The 20,043-nt window shown below is 44.3% G+C and carries 12 protein-coding genes and 1 pseudogene; 9 read left to right on the top strand and 4 right to left on the bottom strand.

Translation table 11 applies throughout. The features are described 5' to 3' along the window. Nucleotides 1-201 precede the first annotated feature (201 nt). Entirely contained in the window at nucleotides 202-1,710 is a 1,509-nt protein-coding gene (gene dacB, locus ACE1CC_RS18855; protein WP_413271970.1) for a D-alanyl-D-alanine carboxypeptidase/D-alanyl-D-alanine endopeptidase, read from the bottom strand. A gap of 37 nt (nucleotides 1,711-1,747) precedes the next feature. Between dacB and ACE1CC_RS18850 the strand changes: the two genes are divergently transcribed. Further along, nucleotides 1,748-3,295: a hypothetical protein gene (locus ACE1CC_RS18850; RefSeq protein ID WP_413271969.1), complete on the top strand. Its 1,548-nt coding sequence runs from the start codon at nucleotides 1,748-1,750 to the stop codon at nucleotides 3,293-3,295. A 263-nt stretch (nucleotides 3,296-3,558) separates the two neighbouring features. On the opposite strand, the gene ACE1CC_RS18845 is transcribed toward ACE1CC_RS18850, so the two are convergent. From ACE1CC_RS18845 to ACE1CC_RS18835, 3 genes and pseudogenes are all read right to left on the bottom strand, one after another. Then, the gene (locus ACE1CC_RS18845; RefSeq protein ID WP_413271968.1) at nucleotides 3,559-4,614 is read right to left on the bottom strand and encodes an OFA family MFS transporter; all 1,056 of its coding nucleotides are present in this window, start codon (nucleotides 4,612-4,614) and stop codon (nucleotides 3,559-3,561) included. 78 nt (nucleotides 4,615-4,692) lie between these two features. Further along, nucleotides 4,693-4,940 (bottom strand): annotated as a pseudogene (locus tag ACE1CC_RS18840) (L-lactate MFS transporter); the annotation flags it as partial. 78 nt (nucleotides 4,941-5,018) lie between these two features. Further along, a complete protein-coding gene (locus ACE1CC_RS18835; RefSeq protein WP_413271966.1) occupies nucleotides 5,019-5,141 on the bottom strand; it encodes a hypothetical protein in 123 nt (40 codons plus the stop codon). A 695-nt stretch (nucleotides 5,142-5,836) separates the two neighbouring features. Here ACE1CC_RS18835 and ACE1CC_RS18830 point away from each other — a divergent pair. The 8 genes from ACE1CC_RS18830 to ACE1CC_RS18790 all read left to right on the top strand — a co-directional run bounded on the left by ACE1CC_RS18830 (nucleotide 5,837) and on the right by ACE1CC_RS18790 (nucleotide 20,041). Beyond that, complete coding sequence (locus tag ACE1CC_RS18830; RefSeq protein ID WP_413271965.1) at nucleotides 5,837-8,137, top strand: pentapeptide repeat-containing protein; 2,301 nt, start codon at nucleotides 5,837-5,839, stop codon at nucleotides 8,135-8,137. Between the two features lie 181 nt (nucleotides 8,138-8,318). Beyond that, nucleotides 8,319-10,070 carry a pentapeptide repeat-containing protein gene (locus ACE1CC_RS18825; protein ID WP_413271964.1) on the top strand — a complete coding sequence of 584 codons (1,752 nt, stop codon included), beginning with the start codon at nucleotides 8,319-8,321 and terminating at the stop codon, nucleotides 10,068-10,070. Between the two features lie 64 nt (nucleotides 10,071-10,134). Then, the gene (locus ACE1CC_RS18820) at nucleotides 10,135-12,597 is read left to right on the top strand and encodes a pentapeptide repeat-containing protein (protein ID WP_413271963.1); all 2,463 of its coding nucleotides are present in this window, start codon (nucleotides 10,135-10,137) and stop codon (nucleotides 12,595-12,597) included. Between the two features lie 54 nt (nucleotides 12,598-12,651). Then, a complete protein-coding gene (locus ACE1CC_RS18815) occupies nucleotides 12,652-13,914 on the top strand; it encodes a calcium-binding protein (RefSeq protein ID WP_413271962.1) in 1,263 nt (420 codons plus the stop codon). 179 nt (nucleotides 13,915-14,093) lie between these two features. Further along, nucleotides 14,094-15,347 (top strand): calcium-binding protein, encoded by a 1,254-nt coding sequence (locus ACE1CC_RS18810; protein WP_413271961.1) that lies wholly within the window; start codon nucleotides 14,094-14,096, stop codon nucleotides 15,345-15,347. A 278-nt stretch (nucleotides 15,348-15,625) separates the two neighbouring features. Continuing rightward, complete coding sequence (locus ACE1CC_RS18805) at nucleotides 15,626-16,876, top strand: calcium-binding protein (RefSeq protein WP_413271960.1); 1,251 nt, start codon at nucleotides 15,626-15,628, stop codon at nucleotides 16,874-16,876. A gap of 144 nt (nucleotides 16,877-17,020) precedes the next feature. After that, the gene (locus ACE1CC_RS36870; RefSeq protein ID WP_459563879.1) at nucleotides 17,021-19,096 is read left to right on the top strand and encodes a glycosyltransferase; all 2,076 of its coding nucleotides are present in this window, start codon (nucleotides 17,021-17,023) and stop codon (nucleotides 19,094-19,096) included. Between the two features lie 81 nt (nucleotides 19,097-19,177). Beyond that, nucleotides 19,178-20,041, top strand: a complete 864-nt coding sequence (locus ACE1CC_RS18790) for a calcium-binding protein (protein ID WP_413271959.1) — start codon at nucleotides 19,178-19,180, stop codon at nucleotides 20,039-20,041. The last annotated feature ends 2 nt before the right edge of the window (nucleotides 20,042-20,043 follow it).

The following is a 20,043-nucleotide window of genomic DNA, read 5'->3' as shown; positions in this document are numbered from 1 at the left end:
TATTAGAGACTTTAACTAAGTGGTAGATATAAATAAAGTGAAAACTTTGGCAGGCAAGATGCCCACCCCACAGTAGGGGCAATTCATGAATTGCCCCTACTGTGGGGTGGGCTCTCCTAGCCCGCCCCATCCTCAGATAACTATTATCACTTTATTTATTTACACCTACTTATTTTTGTTGATTTCCATTATTGAGTAATTTTATTCACATCGCCGTAACTGTGTTAGTAAAAGCACAATTTCATCAATTGAACTCCGAATAATCCGTGCAGGTTGATTTGAGTGATTCACCATAATACTAAAAACCAATTTTTCATAATTTGGGGCATCAACATATCCAGATAATGTTACTACTCCTGTTAGAGTACCCGTTTTTGCATAAACAATTCCCATCGCTGGAGTATCTTTAAATCGATTTCGTAAAGTTCCACTAACTCCAGCTACAGGTAAAGAAATTCGGTAAATTTCTGCTTGGGGTGACTGGGAAATTGCCTGTAATGTTTGCACTAAAGATAGAGGACTCACTAAATTACGCCGAGACAAACCAGAACCATCTGCTAAGATAAAACTTTCGCCATCAACTCCTAAATTTGCCAGCGTTGTTTTAATTAAATTTAATCCCAAACTATCTGTATATTGATTTGGCATTGTTGAATTGTTCACTCCTAAAGTTCTTAACAAAGCCTCAGCGTAAAGGTTATTACTAGGTAGATTAGTGTCAGCAATTAACTGGGATAATCGGGGAGATTCCACAAAAGCTAATTCCGGTTCATTGGTTTTTTCTGCACTGTCTATTACCTGGGATTGCCCCACAATAATTCCTTCTTGAATTAAAGCTAATTTAAAATGCTGCAAAAAGTGTTCCCCCGGATTTCTGACAGGTACAGATAATACTTCCGGTGGCGAGTCAATAGCCATTTGTCCGCGAATTTGTAAGCTAGATTTTCCCAAAATTCCATTTACTTCAAACTCGCTTTTTCCCCCACTCGCCGCCGTTAAAGTTTGATTTTCAATTTGCCATTGCCAAGCTGCAAAAGGGTCATTCCAAGTAATTTTTACAGGTTGACCTAATTCTTGAGGTGAAAGCTGCAATTCTACTACATTTTGATTCAAAATTAAACTATTGACAGGTGCGCCATAATCTGCATAAACATCTTCCCATTCCCAAGTCGGATGCAGAGGTAATCCTTGAAAATAACCATCTTGGACAATTAACTGCTGAATTTGGCGAATTCCTTGACGGCGTAGCTGTTGCGCCAAGTCGCGCAATTGTGCATCTGTTAAACTGGGATCGCCACGTCCGACTAAACGCAAAACGCCATTTTTGCCATAAACAGAAGTGCGGATGCGAAAGTTCGATCCTAATTGCAGCAAAGCAGCAGCGGTGGTAAACAGCTTAACGTTGGAAGCGGGAATAAAATATTGCTGTGCGTTCCGGCTGTAAAGGGTGCGCGAAGGTGATAAAGTTTGAATTAAGATGCCCCAATGAAGGCGACGATGTTCGGGTCGATCGACGATCGCATCGATCGCTTCCGGCAATTGAGCAGGGCAAATATTAGTTGCAGAATTCTGCTTACCTGATACTATAGACTGTGGAGAAACAACTAATTGGGCTTCAGCATAGACAGCTTTTAAACCCAAAGGAAAACCTAAAAATAATATTAAGCAACCAACTGTTCTACCAACTGCTGTTAGCCTTTTAAATTTCATAGAACACAAAAAAGTTTAGGTTTTTATAGCTGAAATTATGAAAACACCAAATCAAAATTTTTACCAACGTCCAGTTCCTAAAAAATTTCGGTTGCGCGGCAATAGTTTTTTAACTTTTTTTACGGGAGTCAGCGTTATTGTTGGCATTTTCGGGTTAACTGCTGTAGGATTTTTGGATATTTTTGAGCAAGAATCACCCGGGAACCAAAAAGCCATAAGACCTTTACTAGATTCCGTCAATCCCCCAGTAAATATTCCCAAGGTAACTCCTCCTAATATAGCTTTAGAAAGCAATTCTACAGTCCAACAAAATTCTTATTTGCAATCAATTTTAAATGATAAAGGACAAATCCAATTAGTTTCTTTACTGCGAGATTTCAGCAAAAATGATGAAGTGAAGCTGCAAATGCGAATTTATCGCCAAGCCGCCTCAGTCACCGCTGCTGATACAATTAATATTGGTACTATATCAGCAAAGAATTCGATTTCTGGAGAAACTTACCAAGCAATAGATCCAGTCAAGCGATCGTCAGGAATAATTAAATTATCGGATATCCCCGTTGGTAAATCCGTAGATGCTTACGTGGTGTTGAGAGTGCCGAAAAATGCGATCGTACTTGATATTATTAACGACAATGTTACCAAATTCAAAAATGCCTTAGTTGGCATTGCTGAACCAGTAGCTACTAGTTTCAATAACAATTCCTCACTCCCCCCCATTAGCGGAATTTCTGGACTACCAACAGCCACAGTTCCCGGAAATATTGCTTATCCGCTGCCTTCAGCTATGCAAAAAGCCAATTTACCCGATGTTTCTATAGCCAGAAATCCCACCGAGCAAGATATTAGCAATGCCCTCGCAATTGCCCTGGGACAAACTCCCACCTCAACTACAACTACTACCTCTAGAACACCCACAAATCAAACTACAAATACTACTCCCCTTCCCATACCTTCGGCAGCAAATCTAATCAATCAAGACAGCAAAAATACTACCACAAAGCCTAACCTTCCGCCCCCTCCAACTGTCATAAATCCCGCAGCAAAAACCTCAGAAACTACTCCATCTCCTAATATTTCACTAGCAGATAAAGCAGTACCAACTCTTCAAGAACATAGTCTAACATTAGATAATAATAATAATAATAATAATAATAATGAATTTAAACCAGGTGAATTTGCTCAATTAGCTTATGGTAGTAAAGCCAGAGTAGAATTAATTTCTGTGCAACGAGTTCCCGATCCCAAATCAGGTGAGCCTAATATAGTAAGTGTACAGATGCGAATTAGCCGCTTGGATGAAAAAGTTGTCGATACTAATGTAATTAAAGTCAGTGACACAACTGCTAACAATTCAGTTTCTCAACAAACTTATAAACCAGTGAACTCTTTGGAAAATGTTCCGCTACCTGTAGCTTTGAAAGACATTCCCCAAAATAGTTCTGTAGATACCTATGTGTGGTTAAATGTTCCCAAAGGAGTCTATTCAATAGATATTTTTGTTCCCGAAACTGGTGCATTTAAAAATGTGCCAATTGCTAATTACCCAGAAACAAGGAGACTAGGGGACAATGGGACAAGGTGACAATGGGACAAGGTGACAAGGTGACAAGGTGACAAGGTGACAAGGTGACAAGGTGACAATGGGACAAGGTGACAAGGTGACAAGGTGACAAGGTGACAAGGTGACAAGGTGACAAGGTGACAAGGTGACAAGGGGACAAGGGGACAAGGTGACAAGGTGACAAGGTGATAGCTACTAAAACCATTGGTAAATCTGTAAATCTTGGTCAAAATTTTCCCTGTACCCTGTACCCTGTACCCTGTACCCTGTAACCTGTACCCTCTTTAAGAAAGATCCATTTCCGATGAAACTTTCCAAGAGCGCTTCAGTAAAAACCAAGCACAAATTATGCCAACAATTGCCAGAACACCAGTGACATAGAAAGCGTAGGTGTAGCTACCAAAAATGTCTCTGATGCTGCCTGCTACGATCGTACCTAAAAAAGCACCCACACCATAAGCGGTGAACACAATCCCGTAATTTTGAGCGTAATTTGTAGGATTAAACAGAGTTAAAGTCGCTGTGGGAGCAATAGCCAACCAACCGCCCAAAGACAACCAAAATAGACAAAAAGCTCCCAAATAACTAGCGACATTCCCTTGTCCAGCGCTACTCATTAAAATCGCAGCGATTAGGATTAGGACGTAATTAATCATGGCAGCATTTCTCGGTTTATATTTATCTGCTAACCAACCGAATAAAGGACGACCTAAACCATTAAATACCGCAAAAAGTGAAACTGTTGCTGCCGCAGTTCCGGCATCCAGTTTAATAATTTCTTGGGCAACTGGGCTGGAAATACCGATCGCTGACAGTCCCACAAAAGTACCAATAGTATAGCAAATCCACAATCCATAAAATGATGAAGTTTGCAACATTTGCACATCATCATTTGTTGCCATTCTCACTGATTGGGAAGACTCCCAACCTGCGGGTTTCCATTCCCTTGGCGGAAAACTTAGCGTCGCAGAAATCAACAAAATAATGATGGTAAAAGCAATCCCTAAAATCAAGAAACTTTTTGCTACTTGATAAGTTTCAATCAAACTTTTGGCAATCGGTGCCGTGACTAAAGGCGATAAACCAAAACCAATTACTGTTAAGCCAACTGCTAAACCCTTTTTATCAGGAAACCATCTAGCCGCCACAGCTAAAGGTACTCCGTAAGCAATCCCTACCCCTGCACCTGCAATCACTCCATAAGTGAAAACTAAGGTAGAAATATCGCTGGCAAAACTTGATAAAATATAACCTAATCCAGTGATGACACCCCCAACAGCTGTCAATACTGCTCGGTTAAGAGTAGGGGCGAAGCATTCGGGCGACAATTTATGACTCAAACCCTAGATTTTATGTCCGAATGCTTCGCCCCTACAAAGGCAAATAATGCTTAACCGAGCAGTATTGCAACAGCTGTTACTGTGCGACAGCCATATTTATCGATAAAAAAGCCAGTAACAGGCATTAAAATCGCAAAAACTACCAACAATACTGTGAACGGTAATAAACTTTCCGTAGCTCCAATATTAAATGCTTTTTCTAACGGCTTGCGGAAAATGCTCCATGAGTAAACTGTACCCAGACACAGTAATACTATTAATCCTAATGGAATATACAACCATCTGCCTTGTTCAGGTGGCATTCCAAAAACTTTTGTTCTTTCCATCCTTTTAATTTCTCAAATGCAATTTCCCGAAGCTGAAATCTACGGAATCTGTTAACTCCAGTAATTTATTATACTCCTTTACGGAAATAAACTAGACTTAATAAAATTTAGCTTAAGATTCTCTTGACAAGCGATCGCTTCCACCATACCACCTGCTCTTAAAACTTCCATGTTGGGAACAATTCCCCTAAAATTCCTCATTTTGCGAATCTTTTATAACTGACCAGGCTGTTAGCCATCTACCTGCGGGTAGATATTTTACTGAAAAAGTTTGTTTCTCAATATATGTCTGTAGGTAGTTTTTTCCGGCTATTCATTTATTACTTCATAGAAACTTCATAAATCTCATCTCAGTATTGTCTCGCAGTTAAACAGATAAATGAGTAATAAATAATACAAATTAATTTATTAATATTTTGTATTTACAAATTAAAAGTAGCCTGAAAGCTTGACTAGGCAAAGATTTATCAACTTTGACAAAACTCTGGCAACCAAACAGTTTTTTATACTTGATCAATAAAATCACTAAAACATATATTTGAAAATTAGGTAAAGCTACTAAGTAGTTCTCTATGAACAAACTTTTATCCAATGAAATTACCTATTGTTTTTCCCTTGACGGCAGTAATGCTGTTTTTGTATTTTTATAAATAATCAATAAAACTTGATTGTTTGTAACAAGTGAACCCAGGGTACTAGTAATAGTACTTTTTCTAGATAAATCTCTGGCTTTCACCTTATATATCAAGTAAGTGAAATTACTTAAATCAGGCTTGATTTAGGGTCTGGTTATACTTGCGAATGCTTTTGTATATATCAACCTATTTGTGCAAGCAAAGTTTTACTTGACACAGATTCTCGCGTGTTTTTACAGACCTGATTGGGGATAATTTTGAATGGCGGCTCTAAACTTTAGCGAACAATTACTTACAGGAAATGACTTCAGCGGTCAAAACCTAAATGGCTCCACGTTTTTCAAAGCAAAGCTCTATGGTGTCCAATTTGGATTCACTACACAAGCCACACAACTAAGAGGCACCAACTTTGAAGAAGCATTTTTGAGCAATGTAAATGCAGCGAGAGCCGTATTTGCACCTAATGCCAACTTTGGGCCAGCTAGTTTTTTTAAAGCAACCTTAGAATTTGTCAGTTTCCAGGGAGCCAACCTAACCGGAGCAAATTTATCATTAGTTAGCACAAAACAAATCAACCTAAGAAACGCCAACCTGACCAACGCCAGTTTACGAGAAGCGAATCTGAGTGGCGAACAGTCCGATCGACCGAATCTTGCAGGAGCCAACTTTACCGGGGCTGATTTCTACAAAGCAAAACTGAAAGCGGCTGACTTTAACGGATCTACTCTAGCGAATGCCAAGTTTGAAGAAGCCGACTTAGAAGCCACGCTTCTAGTCAACGTTAATGCAACGGGTGCAGATTTCCGGTTAGCAAAATTAACAGATATCACCCTGCAAAACTCGATCTTTGACTTAGCTAATTTCAGTGGTGTCTTCTTGAGTGATGCCCCACTCGAACCTGGACAGACAGGCAATGTCAGGTTTCGCGGTGCTAATTTAAGCGGCTTTATGGCAGATGATGCCGTTTTTACCGGGGCTGATTTTAGTGCCTTTGTTGCTAGCAATGGCACCGTTACTTCAACAAACCTCATTGGCGCTAAATTTTCTGATACTGATTTAAGTGGAGCCAACTTCACCCAAGCCAATGCAGAAGGCTTATTCTTCAATGGAACTGCTATTGGTGCCAATTTCACCAATGCTCGTTTAGTTAACGCTGACTTATCTAAAGGCGACTTTACAAACGCTAACCTGACTGGTGCAGACTTCACAGGTGTCAAGTGGGTTGATGGAATTGCCATTGGTGCAAATTTCACCAATGCCAAGCTGAATAATGCTGACCTGTCGAAAGTCAACTTTACAGGTGCGACCTTGGTAGGTGCAGACCTCACAGGTGCTATTCTGGTTGATGTCGTTGGTATCATTCGTGGGGATAGCGGTAATAACGCCCTGAGCGGCACAGCAGATAACGATAACATCTTCGGCTTTGAAGGCAGCGACAACCTGACTGGACTTGGGGGAGATGATTATCTCGACGGGGGCGCAGGTAACGATAATCTCAACGGCGGTGTTGGTAATGACACCATGAAAGGTGGAGCAGGTAACGACACCTACACTGTCAACACTTCTGGGGATGTCATTATTGAACTTGCCAGCCAAGGAACTGATACTGTCCAATCTACCGCTACTACCTATACCTTAAGCAGCCATATAGAAAGACTAAATCTTACAGGTGCAGCTATAGAAGGCGTTGGCAACGATCTCGCCAATACGATTACAGGTAACGCCAGCAACAACAACTTGAAAGGTGAAGCCGGAAACGATACCTTAAGTGGCGCTGGTGGTGATGATACCCTCGACGGCGGCACAGGCAATGATAGCTTGGCGGGAGGTGTAGGCAACGACACCTATATTATTGATAGTGCCAGCGACGTAATTCTGGAAAACCTGAACGAAGGCACTGATACAGTTATTTCCAACCTCGACTACATCTTGGGTGGCAACCTGGAAAACCTGGTTTTGGTAGGCGCTGCGCTCAATGGCACAGGCAACGATCTCGCCAATAACATCACAGGCAACGAAGGTAATAATAACCTGAATGGAGGATTGGGCAACGATATCCTGTTTGGCAATGGTGGTGTGGATACTCTCCAAGGTGCTGGTGGTGCCGATAGTCTTGATGGTGGTGATGGTAATGACAACCTCAACGGTGGCATCGGCGCTGATTCGATTCTGGGTGGGGCTGGTGATGATGTCCTAACTGGCGTTGATGGTAATGATATTTTGGTCGGCGGTGTTGGCAATGACACGATTACTGGAGGTGTAGGTAGCGATACGATTCGTTATGCCAGTGGTGATGGGCAAGACAGAATTAACGGATTTGTCACAGGCGCGGGTGGAGACTTCCTTTCCTTTAGTGGGATTGCTGCGATCGATGTGCGTGCCGTTACAAATGCGACTACGGGAGTTACTAATACTGTGTTCCGAGTGGGCGACGGCATCGCCGGAAACGCAGGCTTTAACACAGGTGAGCTTTTACTGACTCTTGCTGGTACTGGCTTCACCCAAGCGGATATTGCTACCAATATTACTGACTCGGCTGGAACTACATTCTTGTTCTCGTAATTGAAAGCGCGATCGGCGGTTGGTTGACGATCGCTTTTGTCAAGGGTGCATCGAACCTATGCTTGTAAAAGTTTGGCAAAACTAACTCTTTAACCTAACTTTTAGCGACAGTCAAAATTTTTAAATTTGCATCTATATCTAGGGGCTTCGAGATCAGGAATTTTTGTGTGAGGATTGCATCATGCCAGCGTTAAACTTTGAAGAACAAAACTTAGTTGGAAATGATTTTAGAGGTCAAGATCTCAACGGTTCGACGTTTTTTAAAGCTAGACTGGAAAACGTTCGTTTCGATCCCAATAGTGCGGGGGTTCAAACACAATTAAGAGGCACTAATTTTGCTGAATCTATTTGGATTGGTGTGGATGCCCGTCAAGCGATTTTTGCACCTAATGCGAGCTTTGGCCCTGCTAATTTATCCTTAGCAACATTAGAGAATGTCGATTTTAGCGGTGCAGATTTGACACAAGCCGATCTATCGCTGATCAACACTTTAAGTATCAATCTGTCCAATGCTAATTTGACTGATGCCAATCTGTTCCAAGCTAATCTGAGTGGGGAACAGTCCGATCGACCCAATCTAACCGGAGCTAATTTTACCCGCGCTAACTTAGAGCTTGCTAATTTAAAAGCGGCTGATTTTACAGGTTCGACCTTGATTAATGCTAATTTTCAAGGAGCGAACATCGAAAATATTGTCTTGGTAAATGTGAATGCAACTGGGGCGGATTTTCGGTTAGCAAATTTCACCGATGTCACCCTGGAAAACTCGATTTTTGACTTAGCTAATTTGAGTGGCATTACTTTAAGTGATACCAATCCTGTCGATCCAATCAATCTCAGTGCTACCAGTTTTCGGGGTGCTAATCTGAGTGGATTTATCGCCGACGATGACAATTTCAGCGGGGCAAATTTCAGTCCTTTTGTAGCTGCTAATGGCACGGTAACAGTTACAAACTTAACGGGAGCGAGACTTAATGACAGTAATTTGAGTGGAGCAAATCTGACTCAAATTAATGGAGAAGGGGTTTTCATCAACGGACTGGCTACAAATGCAAATTTCACTAATGCCCGTTTAGTGAATGCTGATTTATCGACTGGCGATTTTACTAATGCTACTTTTACTGGCGCAAATCTGACAGGTGCGATCGCGATCGATGCCGTTGCCACAAACGCGAACTTCTCCAATGCTCGGTTGCAGAATGCTGACTTGTCAAAAGTTAACTTCACTGGTGCTAATCTGACTGGGGCAAATCTGAGTAGTGCGATCGCAGTTGATGCTGATTTCATTAATGCCAGTTTAGTAAATGCCAATCTCAATAACGTTAATTTCACCAATGCCACTTTCTTTGGTGCAGATCTCACGGGGGCGACGGCAACGGGTGCGATCGGTTTAACAGTAGGCACTGCCGCCAACAATACGATTAACGGCACAAACTCCAACGATAACATCTTCGGCAATCAAGGCAACGACACCCTCAACGGACGTGATGCCAATGATTATCTTGATGGCGGCATCGGTAGTGACGTTCTCAACGGCGGATTTGGGATTGATACCTTGTTTGGCGGTGCAGATGGCGATCGACTCAATGGCGATGCTGGTACCGACATCCTCGTTGGCGGTTTAGGTAACGATACCCTCAACGGCGGTGCTGATATTGACACCTTTCGCTACAGCAGTGGTGATGGCAGCGACATCATCAACGGATTTACCAGAGGAACAGGAGGAGACATCCTTTCCTTCAGTGGCATTGCTGCAATTGACGTGCGTGTAGTCAATGGTAGTGCAGAATTCCGCATCGGAGATGGCATTGCTGGTAACGCTGGATTTAGCACAGGTAGTTTGTTGATTACCCTTGCCAATACCTCCTTCACTGCCGGAAACGTCAACACCAACGTTGACCCAATCAACCGTCCTGTCTTCCAATTCTCTTAAGACAAAATTTTACAGAGCAATAGCTGCTCACATCTGACAAAACTTTACCAAGCAAAATAGCATCATGGCAGTATTAAACTTTGAAGGACAAAACTTAGTCGGAAATAGCTTCCGAGGTCAAAACTTAAACGGCTCCACATTTTTTAAAGCCCGACTGGAAAACGTCCGCTTCGATCCCAACAATGCGGGGACTCGCACCCAACTCAGAGGCACGAACTTTTCTGAATCGATTTGGATTGGTGTTAATGCCCGTCTAGCGATCTTTGCCCCCAATGCTACCTTTGGCCCTGTTAATTTATCTTTGGCAACCTTAGAGAATGTCAATCTCAGCGGCGCAGATCTCAGACAGGCTGATATGTCGCTGATCAACACATTCAACCTCAATTTATCAGGTGCCAACCTCACCAATGCCATTCTGCGGGAAGCCAATATTAATGGTGAACAGTCCGAGCCACCTAACTTGACTGGGGCAAACTTTACCGGGGCTGATTTTTTCAAAGCGAATCTCAAATCAGCTGATTTCACTGGGTCAACCTTAGTCAATGCCAGTTTCTTAGATGCGAATATTGAAAACGTTGTCCTGGTTAATGTGAACGCCACAGGCGCTGATTTTCAACTCGCAAATTTCACAGATGCGACCCTGCAAAATGCGATCTTTGATTTAGCTAATTTGAGTGGGGTTGCTTTGACGGATACCAATCCCCTCGATCCAGCAACGGCTACTAACGCCAGCTTTCGGGGTGCGAATCTGAGTAATTTGTTGGTCGAAGATGTCAATTTTAGCGGCACTAACTTTAGCCCCTTTGTGGCTGCTAATGGTACAGTAACGGTCACAAATTTGACTGGAGCGAGATTCTCTGGTGCTAGTTTGGATGGGGCGAACTTTACAGGAGCCAACGCACAAGGCATGGCTATTAGTGGCACTGCTATTGGTACGAATTTCACTAATGCCGACTTAACTAACGCTGACTTCTCGAAGGGTGACTTTTCCAGTGCCAACTTTACGGGAGCGACTCTGACGGGTGCGATCGCAGTTGATGCGATCGGTCTATACATCGGAGATGCCAGCGATAACGTCCTGAACAGCAGCGCTGACACCAGCCCCAACGATAACCTATTTGGCAACGAAGGCAACGACACCCTCAGTGGTGGTGGTGGCAATGATTATATTGATGGTGGTGCAGGCAATGACCGGATGATCGGTAGCGGTGGCAATGATACCTACGTTTACACTGCTGGCGATACCATCATCGAAAGCGCTAACGCAGGCAATGATACTGTCCGCGCCAATGCTAACCATACTTTAGGTAACAACGTAGAAAACCTGATCCTGCTGGGCAATGTCGTCAGCGGTACTGGTAACGCCTTAGCTAACAACATCACTGGTAACAATGCCAACAACAACCTCAGCGGAGGTGACGGCAACGATACCCTAAGTGGCAGTGCCGGAAATGACACCCTGAATGGTGGCCCCGGCAACGATGCCCTGATTGGTGGCACAGGCAACGACACATATATAGTAGATAGCACAGGCGACACCATTACAGAAAACGCCAACGAAGGCACAGATGCAGTTCAGTCTAGTGCCTCCACCTATACCTTAAGCAGCAACCTGGAAAACCTCACCTTAGTCGGTGTTGCCCAAAGTGGTACAGGTAACGAACTTGCCAACATCATCACAGGTAACGAAGCCAACAACGCCCTCAATGGTGCTGGTGGCAACGATACTCTGAGTGGTGCTGGCGGTGATGATACCCTGGATGGCGGCGCAGGTAACGATGCCATGAGCGGTGGTCTAGGCAACGACACATATATAGTAGATAGCACCGGAGATAGCATTACAGAAAACCTGAGTGAAGGCACTGATACAGTCCTTTCCAGCCTCGACTACATTTTGGGCAGCAACCTGGAAAACTTAGTTTTGGTAGGCACTGCGCTCAATGGCACAGGCAACGATCTTGCTAATAGCATTATCGGCAGCGAAGGTAATAACAGCCTGAATGGAGGATTGGGTAACGACATCCTGTTTGGTAATGGTGGTGCTGATACCCTTCAGGGCGCTGGTGGTGCCGATAGTCTTGATGGCGGTGATGGTAATGACAACCTCAACGGTGGCATCGGCGCTGATTCGATCCTGGGTGGGGCTGGTGATGATGTTCTAACTGGTGCTGATGGTAATGATGTTTTAGTTGGCGGTATAGGTCTTGACACCATTACAGGCGGTGTAGGTAGCGATACGATTCGCTATGCCTTTGGCGATGGACAAGACAGAATTAACGGATTTACCACAGGTGTAGGGGGAGACTTCCTTTCCTTTAGTGGGATTGCTGCGATCGATGTGCGTGCTGTCACAAATGCGACTACGGGAGTTACTAATACTGTGTTCCGAGTGGGCGACGGCATCGCTGGAAACGCAGGCTTTAACACAGGTGAGCTTTTATTCACTCTGGTGGGCACGAACTTTACCCAAGCGGATATTGCTACCAATATTACCGACTCGGCTGGCACGACGTTCCTGTTCTCATAACTTCCCTTTTAGTGCGTGCATTAAGCAAATTCATCTAATCAACAGAGGTAAAAAATGGCAATCAGAAATGGAACAGAAGCTCCTGATACGCTAACAGGGACGGCGAATGCCGACACACTACGCGGTTTTGGCGGAGACGATATTCTATCAGGCTTAGGCGGCAATGACCTGCTTCTAGGTGGAGATGGCAGTGATGATTTGTTTGGTGGGGCAGGTAACGATCGCCTCTTCGGTGATGCAGGTGATGACCTCCTAGAAGGCGAAGCGGGTGCTGACACCCTCGATGGTGGGGAAGGCAAAGATACCCTGAATGGTGGTGCTGGTAACGACTGGCTATTTGGTGGAACTGAGGATGAACTATTTGGCGGTGATGGCAATGATGTTCTTTCCGGGGAAGGTTCCCTGAACGGCGAAGCTGGCTCGGATACTCTCACAGGTAGCTTTTTTGACGACACTCTCAATGGCGGCAGTGGCAATGACTTTCTGGATGGCAGCTTGAGCAATGACTTCCTGTTAGGTGATGACACCTTGGGTATTGCGGGTGCTGACACCGTTCTGGGTGGAGATGGCAGTGACACCATTTACGGTGATGCAGATACCTTAAGTGCGGGTGGTAATGACTCCCTGCTGGGTGATTCTGGGGATGACGAAATCTATGGCTTTGCTGGGGATGACTACCTGAATGGTGGCGATGGTAATGACCTCTTGGAAGGTGGCGAAGGGAATGACTTCCTGGTAGATGAGCTTGGCGCAAATACGCTGTTGGGTGGTGCAGGTTTAGATACCATCAGCGGCGGATTAGATGGAGATGCGATCGAAGGAGGAGAAGGTACTGACAGTCTCTTAGGTGGTGATGGCAACGACACCATTTATGGCGACGGTGACGGCATTGATACCTTGGCTGGCAATGATGTCCTCAATGGCGGTGTTGGCGATGACTTGCTTGATGGGGGTGCGGGAGTCGATCGCATTCTTGGTGGCGCTGGTAGTGACACCCTGTTTGGCGGCAATGACCTACCCGAACAAACTCAACGCGACACCCTGACAGGCGGCACGGGCGCTGATTACTTTACCTTGGAAAACTCCGGGTTGAGTGGACAAACGGGCGACTATATCTCGGACTTCCAAGATGGCATTGATTTCTTACAAACAGGATTCAGCTTTGAAGCCCTGACGATCGCCCGTGTGAATCTGACGATTAATGGTGTTTCAACGGGTAGTACTCGAATCAGTGTAACTGCAACTGGCGAAGAATTAGCGGTTGTGGCTGGGTTACTCCCCGGAAGGTTTACAGCAACAGACTTTGTTCCGGCGTGATTTAAATAGGAGTTTCTTTGATGATGACTAACTTTGACTTTTCATTTCTCTTCTCTATGCCTTTGGCACCCCTCTCCTAAATCTGGGAGAGGGGGAGAGAGAAGGAGATTAACAAAAGGCTTTATTGCATCAATCATCTTTGGGTTAAAACACAACTTTTGGTAAATGAGGAGAAAATCATGGCTATCAGAAATGGAACACCACTGCCCGACACCCTTACAGGAACAGCGAATGCTGACACACTGCGCGGCTTTGCTGGTGATGACGAGTTATTAGGCTTAGGCGGTAATGACCTGCTCGAAGGTGGATTAGATAAAGACACCCTGTTTGGTGGTGCTGGCGCTGACAGACTGCGTGGGGATGCAGGCGAAGATGTGCTGTATGGTGAAGCTGGCAATGACACCCTGTTTGGTGGGACGACTGCTGACGATGCCAATGATGGCAAAGACTTCCTCGATGGCGGTCTTGGTAGTGACTGGGTATATGGCGGCTTCGAGGATACCGCGATGGGCGGTGCGGGAAATGACACCGTAGTTGGTAGCTTCTTTGGTGACGCATTGTACGGCGACGATGCAGAAGGTTTAGCTGCTGGTGGTGCTGATTCGATCGCAGGTGGAGAAGGTAATGACACCATTTACGGCGAAGCTAACGACACAATTTTCGGCGGCAACGATACCATCTTAGGCGAAGGTGGCGATGACACTATCTTTGGTTATGGCGGTAATGACTCCCTCTTGGGTGGTGATGGTATTGACTACCTCGACGGTGGCGACGGCGACGACATTTTGGATGGCGGTGCTGGTGCTAGTACGCTGTTGGGCGGTGCTGGCTTAGAAACCATCCGGGGTGGTGTTGAAGGTGACTACATCGATGGTGGTGAAGGCGTTGATAACCTTCAGGGACTTGGTGGTAATGACACCATGTACGGCGATTTGGGTGTAGTTGAATCTCTGGCTGGCAATGATGTGCTCAATGGCGGTGCTGGGGATGACTTCCTAGATGGTGGTGCGGGTGTCGATCGCGTTATCGGTGGCGCTGGCGTTGACCTTGTGTTTGGTGGCGAAGACCCAGAAACCCAAACCTTACGCGACACGCTGACTGGTGGAACTGAGACTGATTTCTTCCAATTAAATTACACAGCATTTGTCCCAGAGCCGATCCAGCCAGGTGAGCCAATCATCTCGCCTCCTCCGGGTGACTGGATTGCTGACTTCCAAAATGGTACAGACTTCTTCCTGCTTGACGGTATTGATTTTACCTCTCTAGGATTCCAGCGCATCAACCTGACGGTTGCTGGTGTTGCTACGGCGAGTACTCGGATCTACGTTACTCCTGCTGCTGGCATTCCGATTTCGCAAGCCGAAACTCTGGCTGTTGTCCAAGGTGTACTTCCCGGAGCCTTCGACGCAACAGATTTTGTTTCATCTATCTAAGAAATGTGTGTGTATCTAGCGCCAACCGGATACACACACCTGATGCTCAAATGAGTTTGAGCAAATCAAATCTCGCATTCTGTTCATCTCCTGCTGTCTGGAGGCAACCAGACAGTAGGAACTTACTAACAAAGCGATGAGTATTTGATTTTTACATCCTATTGAAACGTAATCCGTAAATCGTAGGGATTTGAATTAAAAATCAACTAATCGAAATTTTTAAGTGCATCAACTATCTCCTACCAAAAAACAACTTGAATCTATAAAAGAGGTAAATTATGGCGATCAGAAATGGCACAGCAGACAAGGACACTCTCACAGGAACAGCGAATGCCGACACACTGCGCGGCTTTGCTGGTGATGACGAGTTATTAGGCTTAGGCGGTAATGACCTGCTCGAAGGTGGCGCTGATAAAGACACCCTGTTTGGTGGTGCTGGCGCTGACAGACTCTATGGGGATGCAGGCGAGGACTCGCTGTATGGTGAAGCTGGCAATGATACCCTGTTTGGTGGGACGACTGCTGATGATGCCAATGATGGCAAAGACCTGCTCGATGGTGGTGCTGGCAACGACTGGGTATATGGCGGCTTTGAGGATACGGCTAAGGGCGGTGCGGGAAATGACACCGTAGTTGGTAGCTTTTCTAATGACCAACTGTACGGGGATGGTACAAAGGATGACTCCATTTTCGGTGGTGCTGACTCCGTGTTTGGTGGCGCTGGGAATGACACCATTTACGGTGAAGGTGACAGCTTGAGTGGCGGCGGCAACGATACCCTGGTGGGTGGCGATGGCGATGACGTTATCTATGGTTATGCTGGTGATGACTCCCTCGTAGGCGGTAATGGTCTTGATACCCTTGATGGTGGCGACGGCAACGATGTTCTGGATGGGGGTGCTGGCGCAAGTACACTGTTCGGCGGTGCTGGTTTAGAAACCATCCGAGGTGGTGTTGAAGGTGACTACATCGATGGTGGTGAGGGCGCTGATAACCTGAATGGACTAGGTGGCAATGACACCATCTATGGCGATCTGGGTGTAGTTGAATCTCTGGCTGGCAATGATGTGCTCAATGGTGGTGCTGGGGATGACTTCCTGGATGGTGGTGCTGGTGTCGATCGCGTTATCGGTGGCGCTGGTATTGATATTCTCTTTGGTGGCGAAGATGCAGAAACCCAAACCACACGCGATACGCTGACTGGCGGGACTGAGACTGATTACTTCCAATTGAATTATGCGGAATTTGTGCCAGAGCCGATCGATCCAGGTGAGCCAATTATCGCTCCTCCTCCGGGTGACTGGATCACTGATTTCCAAAATGGTACTGACTTCTTCCTGCTTGAGAATATTGCCTTTGAGCAGCTGTCGTTCCAGCGCATCAATCTCACTGTTGCTGGTGTTGCTACGGCTAGTACTCGGATCTACGTTACTCCGGCTGCTGGCATTCCGATTTCTCAAGCTGAAACCTTAGCAGTTGTGCAAGGTGTACTTCCTGGAGCCTTCGATGCCTCAGATTTTGTTAGCTAGGAAATGGGTCTGTATCTGGGTCAACCGGATACAGGCATCTGATGCTCGATCGCACTCTCGCTAGTTTCAGAATAATTTTGTTCATCTCCTGCTGTCTTTTGACCAACCAGACAGTAGGATACTACTACTCACACAAAACTAACTATGCGTATCCTCTTTTTACATCCTAATTTTCCCGCCCAATTCCGTCATGTTGCTGGGGCATTAGCTAAAGATAAACGTCACCAAGTCGTGTTCGGCACTACTCGCCGGGATGGTAATCTCCCTGGTGTCAGTAAAATGATTTATCAACCAAAACGCGAAGCAAGACCGGAAACTCACCATTATGTGCGTCCTTTGGAAAATGCTGTATTACAAGGTCAGGCTGTGTATCGGATGGCTGAACAACTCAAGGCTAGGGGTTTTGTTCCCGATGTGGTCTATGGTCATTCGGGTTGGGGGCCGACTTTATTAATGAAAGATATATTTCCTAAAGCTAAATTATTGTGTTATTTCGAGTGGTTTTATCATGCTCATGGAACTGATGCGGATTTTGACCCCAGCGAACAGTTAAATGGTGATGATGAAGCGAGAATTAGAATTAAAAATGCGCCGATTTTATTAGATTTATATAGTTGCGATCGGGGTCTGTCTCCTACATATTGGCAGAAGCAACAATTCCCCGATGAATATCAAGATAAAATTAAAGTTCTTCATGATGGCATTGACACTAATTTCTTTTGTCCTAAACCGGGAGCAAAGTTAGTTTTACCCAGAATAAACCTTGACCTTTCTCATGTAGAAGAACTGGTGACTTATGTTGGTCGAGGCATGGAACCTTACCGAGGTTTTCCCCAATTTATTGAGGCAATTTATTTACTCCAACAACGTCGCCCTCAATGTCATGTGGTCATTGTTGGGGAAGATCGAGTTGCTTATGGTAGAACTCTACCCGATGGGAAAACTTATAAGCAGTTAATGTTAGAAAAGTTCCCCTTAGATTTGTCGCGGGTTCACTTTACTGGACATCTGCCTTATGATGAATATGTGCAAGTTTTACAAGCTTCTTCGGCTCATGTTTATTTAACTCGTCCGTTTGTTTTATCTTGGTCATTGTTGGAAGCTTTATCTACTGGTTGTTTAGTTATTGGTTCTAATACTGCTCCGGTAACTGAGATGATCCGAGATGGAGTTAATGGTTTATTGGCTGAGTTCTTCTCTCCTGAAGAAATTGCTTCGCGCATTGAGGAAGCTTTAAATCACCCGGAAAAAATGAGTGAAATTCGGGCGAAAGCAAGACAAACAATTTTGGAAAAATACGATTTATCGCTGTTATTACCGCATCATTTAAATTGGATTCAAGAAGGTATTGGCGGTAATTCAGTGCCGTTGTGGATGAGAATGGCGAAGAGTGAAACAAACAATTCAAATGGGAAAGATGAGAAATCGCATTTAGTGGCGATCGCTGATAGTAATATAGAACCGACTACTTTACAAATTGGCAATTCTGCTGTAGGGAATGGCGCAGGAAATCAAGCAGTTAACGGCAGAGATTTAGTTACTTTGTTGAAGCAATACGAACTGCTGCCAAAACTTCAGGAAGAGATGATTATCGAGCGATCGATCGCACCTTTTGATTGCACCCCAAAAGAGCAAATGGAATGTTGTTTAGAGTTCGGTAAACAACGGCAATTAAACAGCGAAAAAGCCCGGAAAAAATGGTTACAAGAACAAGGAATGACGGAAGCTCAATTCATCAATTTGGCTACTCGCGAACTGAGAATTGAAAAGTTTAAACAAGCTACTTGGAGTAAGAATTTAGAAAACTATTTTCTCCAACGTAAATCAGAACTCGATGAATATGTTTATTCCTTAATTCGAGTGCGGGATGGTGCTTTTGCTAAAGAACTTTACTTGCGTTTGCAAACAGGGGAAGAAACTTTTACCGAACTTGCTAAACAATATTCGGAAGGCCCAGAAGCTAAAACTGGTGGTTTAATTGGCCCTGTACCATTGAGTTTATCTCATCCTAAATTAGCCCAACTTTTGCAAACTAGTCAACCAGGGGAATTAAGTGTTCCGAGTGCGATCGAAGATATCTGGGTAATTGTCCGAGTTGAAAAGATTATTCCCGCACAATTCGATGAACAAATGCAGCAAAAATTACTCGATGAATTGTTCGATAATTGGCTCAAAGAACAACTGAAAAAACCTAGTGCATTGCAATTAATTGCTAGTTAGTACGTTGTTGCGCTTTAGCGCTAGAGAAGAGCGCTGAAGCGCAACTACGTACCTTTAATGTTTATTTCCTATTTTCTATCAATGCGAATCCTAATTACAATTGCTCACTTTTTTAAACCGGAAGATAATAGTCGGCATGATTCCCGATCGAAAAATCCCCAGCCTCGTTTAGCAGCATTAAGTCAAAGTCTTACTGCTTTACATCAGTTATTTAGTAAGTCGCAAAGCATTATTAATATTAAAGAAAAATTGGCTTTTCCGGCTAACCAACCTTTAGCTAATGATTTGGATATTGTAATTTGTACAACTCAAGATTGTCATCTTTTGGATCAGCTTCCTGTACCTGATCATTTTTATCAACATTATCCCACAGAAGCCAAACCGATGTTTTTGGGATTTGAGTGTCAAGCGGTGTTGCGAGATTCTTTAGGAAATTATGATTATTACTGTTTTTTGGAAGATGATTTAATCATACACGATCCTTGGTTTTTTGTAAAATTATATTGGTTTAATAAGGAAGCTGGCGATCGCTGTTTGTTGCAACCAAATCGTTATGAAATTTCCACTCACGGGCTTTCTTACAAAGCTTATGTTGATGGTGATATAAATCCGAAAGCAACGGAAAATTTTCAAGATGTCAGCGATCGTCCGCAATTACAAAGCAAAATTATGGGTGTACCGATGGTTTTCCGTCGCGCTTTAAATCCCCATTCCGGTTGTTATTTTTTGAATGCTAATCAAATGAAGCATTGGGCTAGTCAGCCGGATTTTCTCGATCGCGATCCTAGTTTTATTGGCCCTTTAGAAAGTGCTGCTACTTTAGGAATTATGAAGCATTTTTTGGTTTATAAAACCATACCGCAACAGGCAAGTTTTCTGGAAATTCAACATTATGGCACGAAGTTTTTAGATACGATTGGGCAACAGATTGATTTGTCAATGTAGTA

Origin of the sequence: Floridaenema aerugineum BLCC-F46 (assembly GCF_041929345.1) — a bacterium.
GTDB classification, from domain to species: Bacteria; Cyanobacteriota; Cyanobacteriia; order Cyanobacteriales; family Aerosakkonemataceae; genus Floridanema; species Floridanema aerugineum.
This window is presented reverse-complemented; position numbering and strand designations above follow the sequence as displayed.

Excerpts from the sequence above, each read along its gene's own strand:
- ACE1CC_RS18815 (WP_413271962.1), top strand. The coding sequence starts at position 12,652 with ATGGCAATCAGAAATGGAACAGAAGCTCCTGATACGCTAACAGGGACG.
- ACE1CC_RS18850 (WP_413271969.1), top strand. The coding sequence starts at position 1,748 with ATGAAAACACCAAATCAAAATTTTTACCAACGTCCAGTTCCTAAAAAA.
- dacB (WP_413271970.1), bottom strand. The coding sequence starts at position 1,710 with ATGAAATTTAAAAGGCTAACAGCAGTTGGTAGAACAGTTGGTTGCTTA.
- ACE1CC_RS18810 (WP_413271961.1), top strand. The coding sequence starts at position 14,094 with ATGGCTATCAGAAATGGAACACCACTGCCCGACACCCTTACAGGAACA.
- ACE1CC_RS18820 (WP_413271963.1), top strand. The coding sequence starts at position 10,135 with ATGGCAGTATTAAACTTTGAAGGACAAAACTTAGTCGGAAATAGCTTC.
- ACE1CC_RS18830 (WP_413271965.1), top strand. The coding sequence starts at position 5,837 with ATGGCGGCTCTAAACTTTAGCGAACAATTACTTACAGGAAATGACTTC.
- ACE1CC_RS18825 (WP_413271964.1), top strand. The coding sequence starts at position 8,319 with ATGCCAGCGTTAAACTTTGAAGAACAAAACTTAGTTGGAAATGATTTT.
- ACE1CC_RS18835 (WP_413271966.1), bottom strand. The coding sequence starts at position 5,141 with ATGAGGAATTTTAGGGGAATTGTTCCCAACATGGAAGTTTTAAGAGCA.
- ACE1CC_RS36870 (WP_459563879.1), top strand. The coding sequence starts at position 17,021 with ATGCGTATCCTCTTTTTACATCCTAATTTTCCCGCCCAATTCCGTCAT.
- ACE1CC_RS18805 (WP_413271960.1), top strand. The coding sequence starts at position 15,626 with ATGGCGATCAGAAATGGCACAGCAGACAAGGACACTCTCACAGGAACA.
- ACE1CC_RS18790 (WP_413271959.1), top strand. The coding sequence starts at position 19,178 with ATGCGAATCCTAATTACAATTGCTCACTTTTTTAAACCGGAAGATAAT.